The sequence below is a fragment of the Ensifer sp. 1H6 genome (assembly GCF_001976035.1).
Taxonomy (GTDB): Bacteria; Pseudomonadota; Alphaproteobacteria; order Rhizobiales; family Rhizobiaceae; genus Ensifer; species Ensifer canadensis.
Genome location: NZ_MOAI01000003.1, coordinates 253,126 through 270,438 on the forward strand (window position 1 = coordinate 253,126; position 17,313 = coordinate 270,438).

General features: G+C 62.4%; 21 protein-coding genes. 10 read left to right on the plus strand and 11 right to left on the minus strand.

Features of this window, described 5'->3' with window-relative positions; translation table 11 throughout:
• Positions 1–22: 22 nt before the first annotated feature.
• The 8 genes from rarD to cysS all read right to left on the minus strand — a co-directional run bounded on the left by rarD (position 23) and on the right by cysS (position 7,157).
• Positions 23–961, minus strand: a complete 939-nt coding sequence (gene rarD, locus BKP54_RS05690; RefSeq protein ID WP_025426428.1) for an EamA family transporter RarD — start codon at positions 959–961, stop codon at positions 23–25.
• A 234-nt stretch (positions 962–1,195) separates the two neighbouring features.
• Positions 1,196–2,812 (minus strand): citramalate synthase, encoded by a 1,617-nt coding sequence (gene cimA / locus BKP54_RS05695; RefSeq protein WP_025426427.1) that lies wholly within the window; start codon positions 2,810–2,812, stop codon positions 1,196–1,198.
• Between the two features lie 26 nt (positions 2,813–2,838).
• Positions 2,839–3,801, minus strand: a complete 963-nt coding sequence (gene pip, locus BKP54_RS05700) for a prolyl aminopeptidase (protein ID WP_025426426.1) — start codon at positions 3,799–3,801, stop codon at positions 2,839–2,841.
• Positions 3,802–3,803: 2 nt separating this feature from the next.
• Positions 3,804–4,301 carry a GFA family protein gene (locus BKP54_RS05705; RefSeq protein ID WP_025426425.1) on the minus strand — a complete coding sequence of 166 codons (498 nt, stop codon included), beginning with the start codon at positions 4,299–4,301 and terminating at the stop codon, positions 3,804–3,806.
• Positions 4,298–4,774 carry a GFA family protein gene (locus tag BKP54_RS05710; protein ID WP_025426424.1) on the minus strand — a complete coding sequence of 159 codons (477 nt, stop codon included), beginning with the start codon at positions 4,772–4,774 and terminating at the stop codon, positions 4,298–4,300. The genes BKP54_RS05705 and BKP54_RS05710 overlap by 4 nt, the downstream gene beginning before the upstream one ends.
• The gene (locus tag BKP54_RS05715) at positions 4,771–5,262 is read right to left on the minus strand and encodes a GFA family protein (protein WP_025426423.1); all 492 of its coding nucleotides are present in this window, start codon (positions 5,260–5,262) and stop codon (positions 4,771–4,773) included. Before BKP54_RS05715 ends, BKP54_RS05710 begins: the two co-directional genes overlap by 4 nt.
• Before the next feature lie 12 nt (positions 5,263–5,274).
• Positions 5,275–5,655: a VOC family protein gene (locus tag BKP54_RS05720; protein ID WP_025426422.1), complete on the minus strand. Its 381-nt coding sequence runs from the start codon at positions 5,653–5,655 to the stop codon at positions 5,275–5,277.
• 110 nt (positions 5,656–5,765) lie between these two features.
• Positions 5,766–7,157, minus strand: coding sequence for a cysteine--tRNA ligase (gene cysS, locus BKP54_RS05725; protein ID WP_025426421.1), 1,392 nt, complete (start codon positions 7,155–7,157; stop codon positions 5,766–5,768).
• 522 nt (positions 7,158–7,679) lie between these two features.
• On the opposite strand from cysS, the gene BKP54_RS36015 reads away from it, so the two are divergent.
• On the plus strand, positions 7,680–7,826 hold the full coding sequence (locus tag BKP54_RS36015) for a hypothetical protein (protein ID WP_162174732.1): 147 nt from the start codon (positions 7,680–7,682) through the stop codon (positions 7,824–7,826).
• Between the two features lie 13 nt (positions 7,827–7,839).
• Here the strand turns inward: BKP54_RS36015 and BKP54_RS05735 are convergent, their stop codons facing one another.
• Complete coding sequence (locus tag BKP54_RS05735) at positions 7,840–8,619, minus strand: SOS response-associated peptidase (protein ID WP_038576820.1); 780 nt, start codon at positions 8,617–8,619, stop codon at positions 7,840–7,842.
• Between the two features lie 58 nt (positions 8,620–8,677).
• On the opposite strand from BKP54_RS05735, the gene BKP54_RS05740 reads away from it, so the two are divergent.
• The 9 genes from BKP54_RS05740 (at position 8,678) to BKP54_RS05780 (ending at position 14,630) form a co-directional block, all read left to right on the plus strand.
• Complete coding sequence (locus BKP54_RS05740; RefSeq protein WP_025426419.1) at positions 8,678–9,148, plus strand: NUDIX domain-containing protein; 471 nt, start codon at positions 8,678–8,680, stop codon at positions 9,146–9,148.
• Positions 9,148–9,600, plus strand: coding sequence for a TIGR02301 family protein (locus BKP54_RS05745; protein WP_025426418.1), 453 nt, complete (start codon positions 9,148–9,150; stop codon positions 9,598–9,600). Before BKP54_RS05740 ends, BKP54_RS05745 begins: the two co-directional genes overlap by 1 nt.
• A gap of 159 nt (positions 9,601–9,759) precedes the next feature.
• A complete protein-coding gene (locus tag BKP54_RS05750; RefSeq protein WP_025426417.1) occupies positions 9,760–10,029 on the plus strand; it encodes a hypothetical protein in 270 nt (89 codons plus the stop codon).
• Between the two features lie 16 nt (positions 10,030–10,045).
• On the plus strand, positions 10,046–10,816 hold the full coding sequence (locus BKP54_RS05755) for a hypothetical protein (protein ID WP_025426416.1): 771 nt from the start codon (positions 10,046–10,048) through the stop codon (positions 10,814–10,816).
• A 341-nt stretch (positions 10,817–11,157) separates the two neighbouring features.
• Complete coding sequence (locus tag BKP54_RS05760) at positions 11,158–12,003, plus strand: folate-binding protein YgfZ (protein ID WP_025426415.1); 846 nt, start codon at positions 11,158–11,160, stop codon at positions 12,001–12,003.
• Positions 12,000–12,608: an HD family hydrolase gene (locus BKP54_RS05765; RefSeq protein ID WP_025426414.1), complete on the plus strand. Its 609-nt coding sequence runs from the start codon at positions 12,000–12,002 to the stop codon at positions 12,606–12,608. Before BKP54_RS05760 ends, BKP54_RS05765 begins: the two co-directional genes overlap by 4 nt.
• Before the next feature lies 1 nt (position 12,609).
• Positions 12,610–13,149 carry a tyrosine phosphatase family protein gene (locus tag BKP54_RS05770; protein ID WP_025426413.1) on the plus strand — a complete coding sequence of 180 codons (540 nt, stop codon included), beginning with the start codon at positions 12,610–12,612 and terminating at the stop codon, positions 13,147–13,149.
• A gap of 1 nt (position 13,150) precedes the next feature.
• Complete coding sequence (locus BKP54_RS05775) at positions 13,151–14,131, plus strand: NAD regulator (protein WP_107028447.1); 981 nt, start codon at positions 13,151–13,153, stop codon at positions 14,129–14,131.
• A 256-nt stretch (positions 14,132–14,387) separates the two neighbouring features.
• Positions 14,388–14,630: a hypothetical protein gene (locus tag BKP54_RS05780; RefSeq protein WP_025426411.1), complete on the plus strand. Its 243-nt coding sequence runs from the start codon at positions 14,388–14,390 to the stop codon at positions 14,628–14,630.
• Between the two features lie 113 nt (positions 14,631–14,743).
• Here the strand turns inward: BKP54_RS05780 and nadC are convergent, their stop codons facing one another.
• Together nadC and BKP54_RS05790 are read right to left on the minus strand one after the other, a co-directional pair.
• Positions 14,744–15,652, minus strand: a complete 909-nt coding sequence (gene nadC, locus BKP54_RS05785; protein WP_084814308.1) for a carboxylating nicotinate-nucleotide diphosphorylase — start codon at positions 15,650–15,652, stop codon at positions 14,744–14,746.
• A 49-nt stretch (positions 15,653–15,701) separates the two neighbouring features.
• Complete coding sequence (locus tag BKP54_RS05790) at positions 15,702–17,300, minus strand: L-aspartate oxidase (RefSeq protein WP_025426409.1); 1,599 nt, start codon at positions 17,298–17,300, stop codon at positions 15,702–15,704.
• Positions 17,301–17,313: the final 13 nt, after the last annotated feature.

Consider the following 17,313-nt stretch of genomic DNA (forward strand, 5'->3'; position numbering starts at 1 on the left):
CGACGCGCGGCGCTGTAGTGTCTTATTCGGCCGGGCTGACCTGTTCGGCGCGACGGGCGCGGCTCTGTGCCAGCATGGCGCCGGAATAAATAACCAATGCGGCCCAGATCAGTGCGAAGGCGATCAGCTTTGCGGTGCCGAAAGGCTCGTGGAAGACGAAGACGGCAATCAGGAAGATCATCGTCGGCGCGATATACTGCATGATGCCGATGGTCGACAGCCGCAGCAGCTTGGCGCCATTGGCATAGATCATCAGCGGGATCGCGGTGACAATGCCGCAGGACATCAGCCACAGCACGTCAGTCATGCCCGTGTCGCCGAAGTGCCCTTGGCCGGTCGCCTCGAGCCAGATGATGTAGCCGATCGCTGGAACGCTGAGCAGCAGCACTTCGAGGAAGAAGCCCTGGTTCGGCCCGATCGGCAGCGTCTTGCGGAAAAAGGCGTAGAAGCCCCAGGAGAGGCAGAGCCCGATCGACACCCAGGGCAGACCGCCGGCATCGAAGGCGAGTACGCCAACGGCGGCAGCGGCCAGCGCGATCGCCACCATCTGCGCCGGGCTTGGCTTTTCCTTCAGCAACAGAGCGCCGAGGAAAATCGAGAAAAGCGGATTGATGTAATAGCCGAGCGCCGTCTCGATCGCGCGACCAGCACCGATCGCCCAGACATAGATACCCCAGTTGATGGTGATGAGCACGGCAGTGAGAGCCGCCATGCGCAACATGCGCGGTGAACGAAGGGCGACCTTGACGTCTTCCGTGCGCCCAAGCCACACCAGCACGAGGCCCGCGAGCGGAACCGACCAGACGATGCGGTGCGCAACCACTTCCGGCGCCGGGATATGGGCGATCGCCTTCATGAAGAAAGGCAGGAATCCCCAGAGCAGATAGGCCGTGAGCGCAAAGGCGAAGCCCTTGGCGGAATCGGTGTTTTCTGCGGGTACTTTCGCGTTCGGCTCGGCCATGACATTTTTCCTGATGTAGTCGCCGGAGGCTGTCTTGGCGATGACGCCCGCTCCGGTCGCAATCGAAGGTGCAGCCTTACCGGCCGACGAACCCTTCCATGGGGCGTCGTACTCCAATGACCATCAATGCACCAATTCATTTCCGTGAACGGATGGTGAATTTTGCTCATACTTTAGGCAAGAGCAACGACGCCCAGCGGGGTGCCTATGCTCTCCCTCACCTGAAGCAGGCGCTTACTCGGCGGCGATCAGTCCGACATGGTCGCGATTCTTCAACAGCTTGAAAATGATACTGTCCATCAACGCCTGGAACGAGGCATCTATGATGTTGTCGGAGACGCCGACCGTCCACCAGCGCGCGCCCGTGCCATCGGTCGATTCGATCAGAACGCGCGTGATCGCCTCGGTCCCGCCGTTGAGGATACGGACCTTGTAGTCCGCAAGCTCCAGGTCTTCGATCTCCGACTGGTATTTGCCGAGGTCCTTGCGCAGGGCCAGATCGAGCGCATTGACCGGCCCGTGGCCTTCGGCCACCGACATCATGGTTTCGCCATCGACGACGACCCTGACGACCGCTTCCGACACGGTTTTCAGATGACCGTTGGCGTCGAACCGACGTTCGACCATCACCCGGAAGCTTTCGACGTGGAAGAAATCCGGCACCGTCCCGAGGATGCGGCTGGCCAGCAGCGCGAAACTCGCATCGGCGCCCTCATAGGCATAACCGGTCGCCTCGCGCTCCTTGACGATCGCGATCAGCTTGTCGAGCTTGGGATCGTCTTTGCCAACCACGATCCCCCGCCGCTTCAGCGCGTTGATGAAGTTCGCCTTGCCGCCCTGGTCGGACACCATGACCTTGCGCAGATTGCCGACACTTTCAGGGGCGATGTGCTCGTAGGTGCGTGGATCCTTCAGAAGCGCCGAGGCGTGAATGCCGGCCTTGGTGGCAAAGGCCGAGGCACCGACATAGGGCGCCTGCATGTCCGGCGAGCGGTTCAATAGTTCGTCGAAAGCATGCGAGAGCTTCGTCAGTTCCTGCAGGCGGTCGGAATCGATCGCCGTTTCGAACCTGCTGGAATAGATCTCTTTCAGCGCGAGGGTGGGGATAAGCGTCACCAGATTGGCGTTGCCGCACCGCTCGCCGATGCCGTTCAGCGTTCCCTGTATCTGGCGGACGCCGGCCTCGACGGCTGCAAGCGAATTGGCTATCGCCTGCCCCGTGTCGTTATGGGCGTGGATGCCGAGACTGGCGCCGGGCACACCGGCGGCGATAACAGCCGAAACGATCTCGCGCACCTCGTGCGGCTGGGTGCCGCCATTGGTATCACAAAGCACGATCCAGCGTGCGCCCGCTTCGAAGGCAGTCTGCGCACAGGCAAGCGCATAGGCGCGGTTCGCCTTGTAGCCGTCGAAGAAATGCTCGCAGTCGACCATGGCCTCGCGGCCGGCGCCGACAACGGCTGCGACGGAAGCCCGGATGTTGTCGAGGTTTTCCTCGTTGGAACAGCCGAGCGCCACCGCCACGTGGTAATCCCAGCTCTTGGCCACGAGACAGATCGCGTCGGTGTTTGCTTCGAGCAGGGCGGCAAGGCCCGGGTCGTTCGAGGCGGAAACGCCAGCGCGCTTGGTCATGCCGAAGGCGACGAAGGAGGCCTTCTTCGTGCGCTTGCGCTTGAAGAACTCCGTATCGGTCGGGTTTGCCCCGGGATAGCCGCCTTCGACATAGTCCATGCCGAAATCGTCGAGCAGGGTGGTAATCGCGATCTTGTCCTCGACGGAAAAGTCGATGCCGGGCGTCTGCTGCCCGTCCCGTAGCGTCGTGTCGAAGAGGTAGATGCGTTCCCTGGTCATGGCTCGTTTCCAATAATGCTCAGTCGTTATTCGGTCTTGCCGGCGAATTTGTCAGTGGCGCGGATCAACCGGTCGAGGATACCGGGTTCGGAATAGGCGTGCCCTGCCCCCTCGATCAGGTGGAACTCAGCCTCGGGCCAGGCCTTGTGCAACTGCCAGGCATATTTTGCCGGGCATGGCATGTCGTAGCGGCCCTGGACGATCACGCCGGGGATGCCATGCAGACGATGGGCATCCCGCAGCAATTGGCCGTCGTCCATCCAGCCGGCATTGACGAAGAAGTGGTTCTCGATGCGCGCGAAGGCATCGGCAAACTCGTCCTCCTCAAAACGGCCGCTGGTCGACAGTTCCGGAAGCAGCGTGATCGTCTCACCTTCCCATATGCTCCAGCTCCGGGCAGCTGCCAAACGCGTCGCCCTGTCGTCGCTGGTCAGGCGCCGGTGATAGGCACGCATCATCTCGTGCCGCTCATTCTCCGGGATCGGCGCGATGAACCGCTCCCATTTGTCCGGAAACATCTCCGAGACGCCGAACTGATAGTACCAGTCGAGCTCGGCCTTGGTCAGGGTATAGATGCCGCGCAGCACCAGTTCCGTCACCCGACCCGGGTGCTTTTCCGCATAGGCGAGTGCCAGGGTCGATCCCCAGGAGCCGCCGAACACCAGCCATTTCTCGACCCCTGCCATCTCGCGCAGACGTTCGATATCGGCGACGAGGTGCCAGGTGGTGTTGGCTTCGATCTCCGCATGCGGCTTCGACATGCCGCAACCGCGCTGGTCGAACAGCGTCACGTCGTAAAGCTTGGGATCGAACAGCCGGCGATGGTTGGGCGAGATCGTGCCGCCCGGCCCGCCATGCAGGAACACCGCCGGTTTTGCGCCTGGCGTTCCTACCCGTTCCCAATAGACCGAATGACCGTCGCCGACGTCGACGTGACCCGACGCATGGGGTTCGATTTCCGGGTAGAGCGTACGCAATTGAGCAGTCATCTTCAGTCTCTCATCGGTGGCCAGTGCACCGTATCGTAATCGGGATGCTGGCGGTTCGTTTCGAGCACGAGCAGGTGCCGGGTGGCGGAAAGCTCGGTGCCGTCGTCGGTCTGCCTTTCGGGAAGCTTCGCAAGCCGCGAGAACCAAACCATGCGCGATTCTACCCCAGACTGATAAACCGGTGGCAGATCGTCTGGATCATCGAGCGAGCCGAGCACGATGTTGAGGAAATCCTCGTCCGGCATGTCATAGAAGAGCGGCGTTCCGCAATCGTGGCAGAAGGCGCGGCGCACCAGATGCGAGGAGCGAAACCATGAGGGTTGCCCGCGGGTGATGTCGAAATTGTCGCGCGCGATGTTGGCGAGCGGCATGAAATAATTGCCGGCGGCCTTCTGGCACATGCGACAGTGACAGATATGCGCATCCGCCAGCACGCCTTCGGCGCGGTAGCGGATCGCTCCGCACTGGCAGCCGCCGGTAAAGATGCGCGAAATCGTCATCGGAACACTCCCGGTTGGTGCCACTGCTCGGTGTCGTGATCGGGATGCTGGAAGGAAATGACACTCTCCTGCCTGCTATAGAAATCCGGATCCGTCAGCACCGGCTGGTCGAAGATGGTCTCGACCCAGGGGAGCCGCGAGGCATAATTAACCTGTATCTGCGGGGCCAGATCGCTGCGATCATCGAACGTGCCGATGGCGATTTCCATGCCGCCGGGATGGCGGTAGATCATCGGCGTGCCGCATTTCGGGCAGAAACCACGATCGATATTGACCGAGGATTGGAAGTAGCTCGGCTCGTCGCGCGTCCACTCGACGCCATCCTTCGGCGCTGTCACCAGCGCCGAGAAGAAGGCGCCGAACTGCTTCTGGCACATGCGGCAATGGCAGATCGACGGACGGCCGAGTTGTCCCCGAATGCGGAAACGGACCGCGCCGCACTGGCATCCGCCTGTTCGCACTGTATCGGTCATTTCTCGTCCTCCGGGGGCCAGGTTTCGGTGTCATGATCAGGATGCTGGTAGGAAACGAGATCGGCAAGGAATGCCACGGCGTCGGCATCGGCCAACGTCTCCTCCCCCGGCAATTCAGGCACTTGATCGACATAGGGCAGCTTAGCCTCGATGCCCCACTGGATTGTCGGCACGATCCCCTGAGGTTCGTCGAAGGCAGCAATCGCCAGCGCCATGCCATCGGGCGCCTCATAGGTTAGAGGCGTGCCGCAATCACCGCAAAATCCACGCCAGCCAAAATTGGACGACTGGAAGCGTTTGCGCTCGCCACGCGTCCAGTTGACGGTAGCGCCACGCACCGACACCAACGGCAGATAGAAGTTTCCGCTCGCCTTCTGGCACATGCGGCAATGGCAGACGGAAGCGTCGCCGAGAACGCCCTCGACGCGGAAACGCACGGCACCACATTGGCAGCCGCCGGTATGATACGGCCTGTTGTCGAGACTCATCGCAACGTCTCCTCAAGTCGACACATGACAGACCGCCTCGATGTTGTTGCCGTCGGGATCGAAGACGAAGGCGGCATAATAATCCGGGTGGTAGTGCGGGCGCAGTCCCGGCTTGCCATTGTCGCGGCCGCCGGCAGAAAGAGCTGCGTCGTAGAAGGCATCGACTTCGCTGCGGCTGCGTGCGGTAAAAGCATAGTGCCTGCCCGGACCTGCGGCCGCCTCATGCAACCAAAAGACCGGACGTTCGCGACCGTAACCGCCGACCTTGACGCCGCCGGTGTGCTCGGCCGGCACCATCATCAGGAGGGAGGCGCCAAGCGGCGCAAACGCCCCGTCGTAGAACGACTTCGCCTTGTCGAAATCCGCAACCGAGATACCAGTATGATCGATCATTGCACGAACTCCTCCTTCATGCGCCTCTCCTCATGCCGTCAAGCTGCGACCGCCGTCCCCTGCCCGGACACCGTCGGCATCCAAGGGCAATAGGGGATGGCAGGCCGTCTTCATCGCTTCACTTCCCAGGTCGTCAGGCGCTCGCCAGTCGCCGGGTCCTTGCCGTCTTTCAACTGGATGCCCTGGGCGAGCAGATCGTCACGGATTCTGTCGGCCGCAGCGAAATCCTTGGCCTTCAGCAATTCGAGACGTGCCCTGACGCGGCCATCGACTTCGTGCACGACGGCCTCGTCGAGTTCGACCGCCTGCGGCACGATGCCGAGCAGCGACGCGCTGGCGGCAAAGCTGCCCCTCAGGCTTGGATCGCTGGCGGTCTTCTGCGCCAGCGCATGCAGCGCCTGAACCGCCGCCACCGTGTTCAGGTCGTCGGACAGCGCCGTAACGATGGCCGGATCGACCTCGCCCTTGGCGTCGCCCGGCACCGGCCATTTCGACAGCAGATGCTCGGCCTCCTCCAGGCGCTTGATCGAGAAATCGATCGGCTCGCGGTAGTGGGTCATCAGCATGGCAAGGCGCAGCACGTCGCCCGGCCACTTCCGGCCGCCGAATTTTTCGGTGTGCAGCAATTCGTAGATGGTGACGAAGTTGCCTTCGGACTTCGACATCTTGCGGCCTTCGACCTGCAGGAAGCCGTTGTGCATCCAGACATTCGCCATCACATCCGTGCCGTGAGCGCAACGCGACTGGGCAATCTCGTTCTCGTGGTGCGGGAAGATGAGATCGAGCCCGCCGCCGTGGATATCGAAGACCTCGCCCAGATAACGCCCGCTCATGGCCGAGCACTCGATGTGCCAGCCCGGACGCCCCCTGCCCCATGGGCTTTCCCAGCCCGGTTCGTTGTCGGCCGAGAGTTTCCAGAGCACGAAATCGCCCGGGTGTTTCTTGTGCACCTCGACGGCGACGCGGGCACCGGCCTGCTGCTCGTCGAGATTGCGCTTGGAAAGCTGCCCGTAATCCGGCATCGATCTGGTATCGAACAGCACCTCGCCACCGGCCTTGTAGGCATGGCCCTTGGCAATCAGCTTGTCGATGATGTCGATCATCTGCGGAATATTGTCGGTGGCGCGCGGCTCGACATCAGGATCAAGGCAGCCGAGCGACTTGGCGTCTTCGAGGAACTGCGTCTCGGTCTTCTCGGTCACATGCCGGATCGCCTCGTTCAGCGGCAGGCCGGGATAGTCGCGCAGGGCCCGCGCGTTGATCTTGTCGTCGACGTCGGTGATGTTGCGAACATAGGTCACCCTCTGCGGCCCATAGACATGGCGCAGCAGCCGGAACAGGATATCGAAAACGATGACCGGACGCGCATTGCCGATATGGGCATAGTCGTAGACGGTCGGGCCGCAGACATACATGCGGACATTGTCAGGATCGATCGGCCGGAAATCGACCTTCTCCCGCGTCAGCGTGTTGTACAGCTTAAGTGTCGGCACTCCGCCCATTCCAAATCTCCAATACGCATGCGACCGTCAGAAATACGGCGCCCGGGAGGCCCGCACGTTTGTCATCTTGGATTTCGGGAGACGAAAACGGCCAGGCCAGCGAAGCGCTAGCGAATAATCTTCCGGCAGATAATGCAGGTAACCGTTTTCATGGCCACACTTATCGCGCGTCGCATGGCGCCGGTCAAGTGGTGAGCCGCATGCGAAGCACAGCCAACTATCCAAGCTGAGGCATGGTCATGGATTTGTCACGATTTGGCTTATCTGGGATCGCCACGCGGGAAAGAGATTCGCGGTGCAGCTTGGCCCTGCGCCACGGTTCCTGTCTCCGGAGAAAATGAGGAGGAGCGTCGTTGTCGCCTACAGCGCCGCGCGTCTTATCGGACGCGCCAAGGTCGCTGTAGCCCTTTGAATTGCTGCATGTTCTTATCCTTGAATCGGATACGATTTAAGGAAACATGCAGTAGGCAAGCGAGAACGAGGCGTTTCCGGTCCAGGAAAAGCATCAAGGAGTGCATGCACGTGAAGACCGCCAAGACCACCGACATCGCCAAGACACCCGCCGATCTGGTTCAACAGTACCGTCCGCTTGGTCTCAAGGCCGTGCTGGCCGCTGCCCTGCAGGTGAAGGCAAAGCCCACCGCCAAGCTGAAGAAGCAGACGGCCTAAGTACCCATGAGATTCAGAATAGGGACATCTGCCCGTCGTCGGGCTTGTCCCCGTTCTTGTCGTCCTTCACGGGCGCTTTCGGCACCAGTTGCGGGATGACCGCCTCCTGGATATCGGCCCCCGCATTCGCCACCTTGTTGACCTTGTCGGATACAGGGATCGCTTCGAAATAATCCTCCGACGCCGGCACCATCAGATCGAGGACGTCGCGCGGCTCCTGCGTCTTGCAATCCAGCCAGCGGGCGAAATCTTCCGGCTGGATCACCACCGGCATGCGGTCATGTATGGGGGCAATCGCGGGATTGGCGCTGGTGGTGAGCACTGCAGCAGTGTCGACTTCGGAGCCATCGGCGGAAGACCAGGTCTCCATCAGGCCGGCAAAGGCGACGATGCCCCCTTTTCGAGGACGGATCCAATAGGCCTGCGACGCCTCGCCGCTGCCCTTTGCGGGGCGATGCCATTCATAGAAGCCGGATGCCGGGACGAGAACGCGCCGATGGCGCATCGCGGCGCGAAACGATGCCTTTTCGATCGCCGTCTCGGCACGGGCATTGATCAGCAGCGGAAAGTCCCTGGGGTCCTTGACCCAGCCGGGCGTGAAGCCCCAGCGAACGAGAAGGGCCTTGCGCTCCGGCAGATTGCTGCCCGGCCCGGCGCGATCCGCGGCGACCACGACGATGATCGGCTGCGTCGGCGCAATATTGAAGCGCACCGGAAAGTCGTCGCTTTCCAGCAGGCCGAACAGCTCCATCAATTCTTCCGGGGTCGCCGTCAGCGCAAAACGTCCGCACATGACATGGATGTGGCACTTCACGTAGGATGGGTCAACGATACCGATCGAAATTGATTCCATCATGCCGAAACAGCCCGAACTCGCCTCCTCCGTCATTCTCGAACGCGATGGCCGCTACTTGCTTGTGCGGCGCGCCAATCCGCCGTCGGCCGACATGTACGCTTTTCCCGGCGGCCGGGCCGAGCCGGGAGAGACGCCGGAGCAGACGGCCCTGCGCGAATTGCAGGAAGAGACCGGCATTTGTGCCGACAACCCCGTGCTGTTTGAAACCTACGATCTGCCGGGCAAAGAATCCGAGGGTCGGCATTTCTTCCTCTCCGTCTTCAAGGCGCAGGCGGACGCGAAGGCTGTCGCTGTTGCCAGCGACGACGCAGCCGGCCTCGGATGGTTCACGCCGGACAAGATCTTTGCGCTTCCCATTCCCGACAGTGTTCGCGAATGCGTGGAAAAACTGGCCGCCCAGGCTGCAGCCAACGCAAAGACGGGCGGATGCCTTGAAACAGCCGTCGATTCGGACTTGAAGGGATGATGACATTCGGCCCGACCATCATCCGCCTGACTGTGACAACACTGCTGCTTGCCACGGCGACGGCCGCTGCGTCGCAGAAGACGGCTGCACCTCCGCAGGACAAGACGCAGACGCAAGCGCCCGCACCTGCTGTCGTCGAGGAGAAGCCGACACCCTATGACCAACGGCTGATTCGCCTCGCCGAGGTGCTTGGATCGGTCCATTATCTGCGCAATCTCTGCGTAAAAGAGCCCGAGGATGTCTGGCGGCGCTCGATGCAGCAGCTGATCGACAAGGAAACGGCCAACGAGGAAAAAAGGCGCGAGCGGATGACCGCCGCCTTCAACCGGGGGTATCGCACCTTTGCCTCTGTCTACACGACCTGCACGCAGCCGGCGATCGTCGCGGAACAGCGATATCGTGCCGAAGGAGCAACACTTGCGTCAGAAATCGTCGCTCGCTTTGGAAATTAGCAATAAATTAACCTCTTTTCTCACGACCCCGTGTCGTTTCGGGAAAAGGCTGCTAAGTTCGTTAAGAGAGTGGTAAGAAGTGACAACCGGGTCACAGTCGTTCAGTTGGGGTTCAGCCGGACGACGTTAAAGTGAGCCACTTGCAGCAATGGAAGTCGCATGGAACGAATGATGGAACCAAGCCTGACCGACATCGATGACATGATCGTCCACGAGAAAATGCAGGCAGCGCTGGAACACCAGAACGAGGCCTGGGCGGACGGCATGGCTGATGGCATCGAGCCAGAAATCATCGCCGATGCGGCCATCGCTCTAGCCATGCGGGAAACCGTTCGGCTTCATGGTGAAGAAGGTGCGGAAGCGATGCTCAATTCGCTTCGCGAGCGCATGCTCGCCGGTGAATTTTCGCCCCAACGCTCGCTTCAGTAATATCAGGACTGCCCTTATGAGCCGGAACCATGCCAACCGGACCTCTCCGGTTCGCCTTGTTACGCTGCTTCTGGCCGGTGTCGCTCTCTGCGTTCCGGTTATGATGTCGCCCGCATTCGCGCTCAGCGAATTGCAGGAAGCGCCCAACGCAGTCGCAAGCGACCAGAATACTCCTCCTCCGCCAGCCGAACCTGTGGACGACGAACCGGATCAGGAAGAAAAGCTCCCGCTCGAAATCCCGATGCCGGACCCGCTGATCAAAAAGACGGTTACCATAACGAAGGAAGATCAGGCCGCCGAAGAGCCGAAGACGGTCGAACCCGTAGAAGTGCTCAGCGACGTCTCCAAGATACCGGCGCCTGTGGCGCGCATGCGCGAGTTGATCGTCGAGGCGGCTGCCTCCGGCGATATCGAGCGGCTGCGGCCCCTGCTCGGCAAAGGCCCGACCCAGACCCAGGTCACTGGCGTCAGCGCCGATGAAGATCCGATCGCGATCCTGAAAAGCCTGTCGGGCGACCAGGATGGCGTCGAGATCCTGGCAATCCTGCTCGACGTTCTTTCGACCAGCTTCGTCCAGGTCGACAAAGGTACGCCACAGGAAGCCTATGTCTGGCCCTATTTCGCCGAAAAGCCGCTGGCCTCGCTGACCGCCCCTGAGAAAGTCGACCTCTTCCGGCTGGTGACGGCAGGCGATTTCGCGGACATGGAAGAATTCGGCAGTTACAACTTCTATCGTGTCGGCATCATGCCCGACGGGAAGTGGAAATTTTTCATCGCCGGCGACTAGAGCACTTCATCTTTAAACAGAAGCATTCTGCCGGAAGGAATTTCGGCCAGGACCAAGGCGGCTGGCAAAGAGCGCAGCAGAAGCTGCGGTCGAGACGGCCGCCGCCGGTAATGGCCGAAATTCATCCGGCCCTTAGGGTTGGCTGAAAACGGCCGCCCACTGTGTCGGATGGCTTGCCCGATGGATCCGCATCGCTCAGCGCCATCCTTCGTGTGGAACGGCCGTTTTGAGCCAACAGAATTGCTTCCGTTTAAAGATGAAGTGCTCTAAGCGCCGGCGATACGCTTGCCGTTCATCCCTGAACATCCTACCTGTTCGGCAATGTGAACAGGAATCGAGCCATGCCCAGAGTTCGCCTCGACGACCGCGCGATCGTCTCCGTTTCCGGCAAGGATGCGGAAGATCTTCTCCAGGGGTTGATCACCACCGATCTCGATGCCCTCGCCCCTGACGAGGCGAGGCCAGGCGCGCTGCTGACGCCGCAGGGCAAGATCCTGTTCGATTTCATGATTTCCCGCGACGGCGACGGCTTCAGGCTGGAAACGACTGCGGATCAGGCCGAAGCGCTTCTGAAGCGGCTGACCATGTACAAGCTGCGCTCGGCGGTGACCCTGTCGCTCGACACCTCCACACCCACTGTCATTGCCTTCGACGAGCCGCTGGCCGAGGGATTTCGCGACCACCGCTTCGAGAAGGCCGGCGCCACCGTTTTCCGCTTCTATGGTGAGAGCGAAGCGGACTCAGCCTCTAATGCCGACCTCGACCAACTCCGGATCGTCTCCGGCATTGCCGTTTCCGGCCCCGATTATGCGCTGCAGGACGCCTTCCCGCATGATGTGCTAATGGACAAGAATGGTGCGCTCTCCTTCCGCAAGGGCTGCTATGTCGGTCAGGAAGTGGTTTCGCGCATGCAGCACCGCGGCACGCAGCGCCGTCGCGTCGTAATCGTCGCCGGTGCATCGGCGCTCCCGCCGACCGGCACAGCGATAACGGCAGACGGCAAGTCGATCGGCACGCTCGGCACAGTGCGTGGCACTTCGGCCCTCGCGATCGTGCGCATCGATAAGGCCGGCGAAGCGATGGCCAACGGCGTCGACCTGCTCGCGGGCGACGTGACTGTGACGTTGACCCTGCCGGAATGGACCGGGCTTGCCTTCCCAACCACCGCCGACGAGGCAAGCGCGTGACCTCGGCACGCGCCTGGCAGCGCATGCTCTCCGGCCGGCGGCTCGACCTGCTCGACCCGTCACCGCTCGATGTCGAGATCACCGACATCGCCCACGGTCTTGCCCGCGTTGCCCGGTGGAACGGCCAGACGGCCGGGGACCACGCCTTCTCCGTCGCCCAGCACAGCCTCATCGTCGAGGACATCTTTCGCCGGAGCTACAAGTGCAACGCCGACGACTGCCTGATGGCGCTGCTGCATGACGCCCCGGAGTATGTGATCGGCGATATGATCTCCCCCTTCAAGGCCGTGGTCGGCGGCGGCTACAAGCTGGTCGAAAAGAGGCTGGAAAGCGCCATTCACCTGCGCTTCGGTCTGCCTGCCCATTGCGCCAAGGATCTGAAGGACCGGATCAAGAAGGCAGATCATATTGCCGCCTATTTCGAGGCGACTGCGCTTGCCGGCTTTTCGACCGAGGAGGCGCGAAAGTTCTTCGGGCAGCCGCGCGGCATCACCCGCGACAGCCTGCTGATCGCCCCCCTGCCGGCCATAGAGGCCCAGCGTCTGTTTACCGAGCGTTTTGCCACGCTCGAGGCGGAACGCGCCGCTGCGAAGGTGGATGCCTGAGATGCCCCAGATCGTCGTATCGCCGCTTGCCCGCATCGCCGAGATGGCTGTGCGCCACGGCTGCACCGAGATGCTGAGCCTGGTCGCCAAGGGCCAGGACTTCCACCGTCCGGCCGTCATTGCCAAGGCGCGGCACCTGACGCTGGGAATGAACGATATCAGCTTCGCCGGTACCGGTGGGCTCATCGCTCCGCAGGAAGAGCACGTCCAGCAGATCGTCGCCTTCGCCAAGGGCTGGGACCGTTCGCGGCCGATGCTCGTTCATTGCTGGATGGGCGTTTCGAGGTCGCCGGCCGCTGCCCTTATCGCCGCCCTTGCGGTGGAGCCTGAGCAGGACGACCGAGAACTGGTCGAGCGGCTGCGGTTCGCCTCTCCCTATGCGACGCCGAATACGCGGCTTGTCGAAATCGGCGACACTGTCTTGTCGCGCGGCGGGCGGCTGGTCGCTGCCGTACGCTCGATCGGCCGCGGTGCGGACACGGACGGCAATGTTCCCTTCGTGCTGCCGCTTGTAGCCGAGGGAGCCAATGTTGGCGACTGAGATGCGGGCCGTCACCGTCGAAATCGGTCTCAACGCGGCCATCGTTGCCGTCGTCAGCCGCAGCCCGCGCATCCTGGCCGTCAACGAGGCGGATGGCGACGCGAGGGACAGCCTGCCCTTCGGCCCCTTCGACCCTGCTCTTCACCGCACCTTCGAGACCAGTCTGCGCGACCGCGTGGAAAAACGCACGGCGCTCAAGCTCGGCTATATCGAGCAGCTCTACACCTTCGGCGACCGCGGACGGCAGCGCCTGCCGGGCGAAGAAGGCAAGCACATGGTCTCGGTCGGCTATCTCGCCCTGACGCGAACCGATACCGAGAACACCGAGCGGTTGGCCGAGGCCGGCGCGCACTGGCGCGACTGGTACGGCTACCTGCCGTGGGAGGATTGGCGGCAGGGCCGCCCTGCCATCCTCGACCAGCTGATTTTGCCCGCGCTCTCGCGGTGGGAGCTTGCCACATCAGACGACGAGCGCATGGCGCCAAGCGCGCAGCGGCGCGCACGCATCCGGCTTGCCTTCGGCCTCGACGATTTCCCCTGGGACGAGGAACGGGTGCTGGAGCGTTACGAGTTGCTCTACGAGGCCGGTCTCGTGCGCGAAGCGGTGATTGACGGCCGCAGCCGGGAGCAGGACAACGCTGCCGCCGGGCAGGCCATGCGCCACGACCACCGCCGCATCGTCGCAACGGCGATCGCCCGCCTGCGCGGCAAGATCAAATATCGGCCGGTCATTTTCGAACTGATGCCGCCCGAATTCACCCTCACCGATCTGCAGGCAACGGTAGAGGCCATTTCCGGCCGCCACCTGCACAAGCAGAATTTTCGGCGTCTGGTCGAAGGTGCGGAGCTGGTCGAGCCGACCGGCATGACGCTGGCGTCGACCGGCGGCAGGCCTGCGGCGCTGTTCCGCTTCCGCCGGCAAATCCTCGACGAACGGCCCGCACCCGGCCTCAAGGTGGGCGGCCGCTCATCCTCCGCATGAAACGCGCAGGCAGAAACGACTGGGGATTTATGCTGGCGATGACATCGTTGCGGCGGGTTTAATGTGCGGACTGCATCTAACACTTCGGCCAATGCGCGCTACATTCGTTCAATTGGATATGGTGCCGGCTCTGTGGCCGGCTAGAGCGCTTCCGGTTGAAACGGAGTCAAAGAAGCACTCTACCTCTTTGTTTTAACGCATTTCCGAACGGAAAATCGCTCCGCACTTTTTCTGGAAATGCTTTAGGGAAGAACACATGCTGCTTGCGCTTGCGCTGCTCACCAGCCTCCTGACGGACCAGCCTCTCCTGCCGAACCCGCAGGGGAACAAGGCGATCCCCGACTATTTCAAGAACAACCAGATGGGCCGCGGCCAGGTGACGATCTGCAACCTCAACGGCCAGGACATGCGAGGGCAGTTCAAGATCTGTCGCTATGACTGCGGCACGGAGATCACCATCGACAAACGCGTCGTCTGCCCCTTCATCATGCAGCGCTAGCGTCGGCCTCAACTGCGCCGACGGCCACTAAACAACTCCTTAAACCGGAATCGATTCAGGGCCCTATGCGGCGCGCTTCAAGCATTATCGCGGCGCTTACGCGTCGGAGCGCCTCAGTGCTTGATCGCTACGTCCAGACCGATGTCGAGCGTCGGAGCGGCCATGGTGATCTTGGAGGTCGAGATATAGTCGACGCCGGTCTCGGCGATGGCACGTACCGTGTCGATCCTGACGTTGCCGGAAGCTTCCAGGCGCGTGCGCCGCGGGTCTGCGGCATAGGCCTCGTCGCCAAGCTGCCAATGGGCGGCGTTGATGGCGACGGCTTCGCGCAGGCGCACCGGTCCCATATTGTCGAGCAGGATGACGTCCGGTGCCGCAGTCAGCGCCTCGCGCATCTGGTCGAGGCCATCGACCTCGATCTCGATCTTGACCAGATGACCGCAATAGGCGCGCGCCGCATGGACGGCGCCGGCAACGCCGCCGGAGACGGCGATGTGATTGTCCTTGATCAGCACGGCGTCGTCGAGGCCATAGCGATGATTGGAGCCACCGCCGAGACGCACGGCGTATTTCTCCAGCGCGCGCAGGCCAGGGATCGTCTTGCGGGTGCAGCAGACCTTTGCGCGCGTGTGGGCAATCTCGTCGGCAAATTTCGCGGTGTAGGTGGCAATGCCCGAGAGATGCATGAGGAAGTTCAGGGCAACGCGCTCGGCCGACAGAAGCCCGCGGGCGCGACCAGAGATGCGGGCAATCGCCGTTCCCGGTGTCACACGATCTCCGTCCGAAACCAGAGCCTCGAAGACGATGGACGGATCGACGAAGCGGAACGCTGTCCGCGCCAGCTCAAGCCCGGCAATCACCCCGGGATCGCGGGCGTTCATGCCAGCCGTTGCCGACAGTTCCGGCCCGATCGTCGACAGGGTGGTGATGTCGCCGGCGCGACCGAGATCTTCGAGCAAGGCGGCACGCACCTGATCCTCGACCATGAGGGCGGGCAGTTCGGGGCGAAGGGCTGCAGTCATCTGGTCGTTGGTCCTGTCTCTATTCTCAAGTGACTATTGCGCGCCATGCTCAGGCCGTTTCGGCTTCCGCGACGTCGGCCGCCAGACGGTTCGCTTCCGCAAGCGTCAGGTAGGTTCTGCGCCGCCATTCCGGCTGTTCCGTCGGGCAATCGGCGCGGTAGTGGCCACCACGGCTCTCGGTGCGGCGAAGGGCGCCGACGGCGATCAGCTTGGCGGTGGTGATGATGTTGGTGAAGCGCATGCGGGTGTTGTCGCGCTCGAGCGCCGAAATTTCGCGGATCGCCCGCAACAGGCTTTCGCGCGTGCGCACCACGCCGACGCAGTCGCTCATCAGGCTGCGCAGGATCGTGAGCTGCGGGCTGTCTTCGACCGTGACCGGGTCGTCGTTTTCGCCGGCATTGTCGCCCCATTGGGTAAGCTGCGGCGTCGGCAGGGTGCCCTTGATGTTTTCGGCGATGCGGGCGGCAAAAACCACCGCTTCCAGCAGCGAATTGGAGGCCAGCCGATTGGCGCCGTGCACGCCGGTCGACGTCACTTCGCCGGCTGCCCAAAGACCGTCGATCGAGGTGCGGCCCTCAGCATCCGTCAGCACGCCGCCCATGTGGTAGTGCACCGCCGGTACGACCGGGATCGGCTGCGTCACCGGATCGATGCCGGCACCGATGCACGAGGCATAGACTGTCGGGAACATGTCCGGGAAATGCTTGCCGACCGCCTTGGTGCAATCGAGAAAGGCGCCGCGACCGGCCTGGACCTCGGCGAACACGCCGCGCGAGACGATGTCGCGTGGGGCAAGCTCGCCGTCCGGGTGAATGTCAAGCATGAAGCGATGCCCGGCCGAGTTGATAAGCTGGGCGCCGTCGCCACGCAACGCCTCGGTCGCAAGCGGCGCCGGGTCTTTGCCAATGTTGATCGCCGTCGGGTGAAACTGGACGAATTCCGGATCGGCGATGATCGCCCCTGCCCGCGCCGCCATGCCGAGACCCTGGCCGCAAGCTTCCCAAGGGTTGGTTGTCACCGCATAGAGGTGGCCGATGCCACCGGAACACAGAACCACGGCCCGCGCCGGAAACGAAACGCGCTTCTTCGCCTGGCCGGCATCCGGCCGGGCGATGACGCCGGAGATGAAGCGGCCTTCGCGCACCAGCTCTTCGACCACATAGCCTTCGATGATGCGGATCGACGGGGTGTTGCGCACAGCCGTGATCAGCGCTTCCATGATCGCCTTGCCGGCCATGTCGCCCTTGACGCGCACGATGCGGCGTTCGGAGTGGGCAGCTTCGCGCGACAGGATCAACTTGCCTTCGAGATCGCGGTCGAAGGGTACGCCATATTCCAGCAGATCGTGAATGCGCGCGGGACCTTCGGCCACCATCATGCGCGTCATCTTCTCGTCGACGATGCCGGCCCCCGCCGTCAACGTGTCGGCGACGTGTTTCTCGAAAGTGTCGCCCGGGCTCATCGCCGCAGCGATCCCCCCTTGCGCCCAGGCCGACGAGGCGCCGTGGCCGATCGGTGCGGCGGCGAGAATGGTTACCGGCCGGGGGCTGAGCTTCAGCGCGCAGAAGAGGCCGGCAAGGCCGCCGCCGACGATGACGATATCGTCAATCCCGTTGAAGGATTGCGGACGGAAATGATCTCTCAGCATGGTGCGGCTCTCC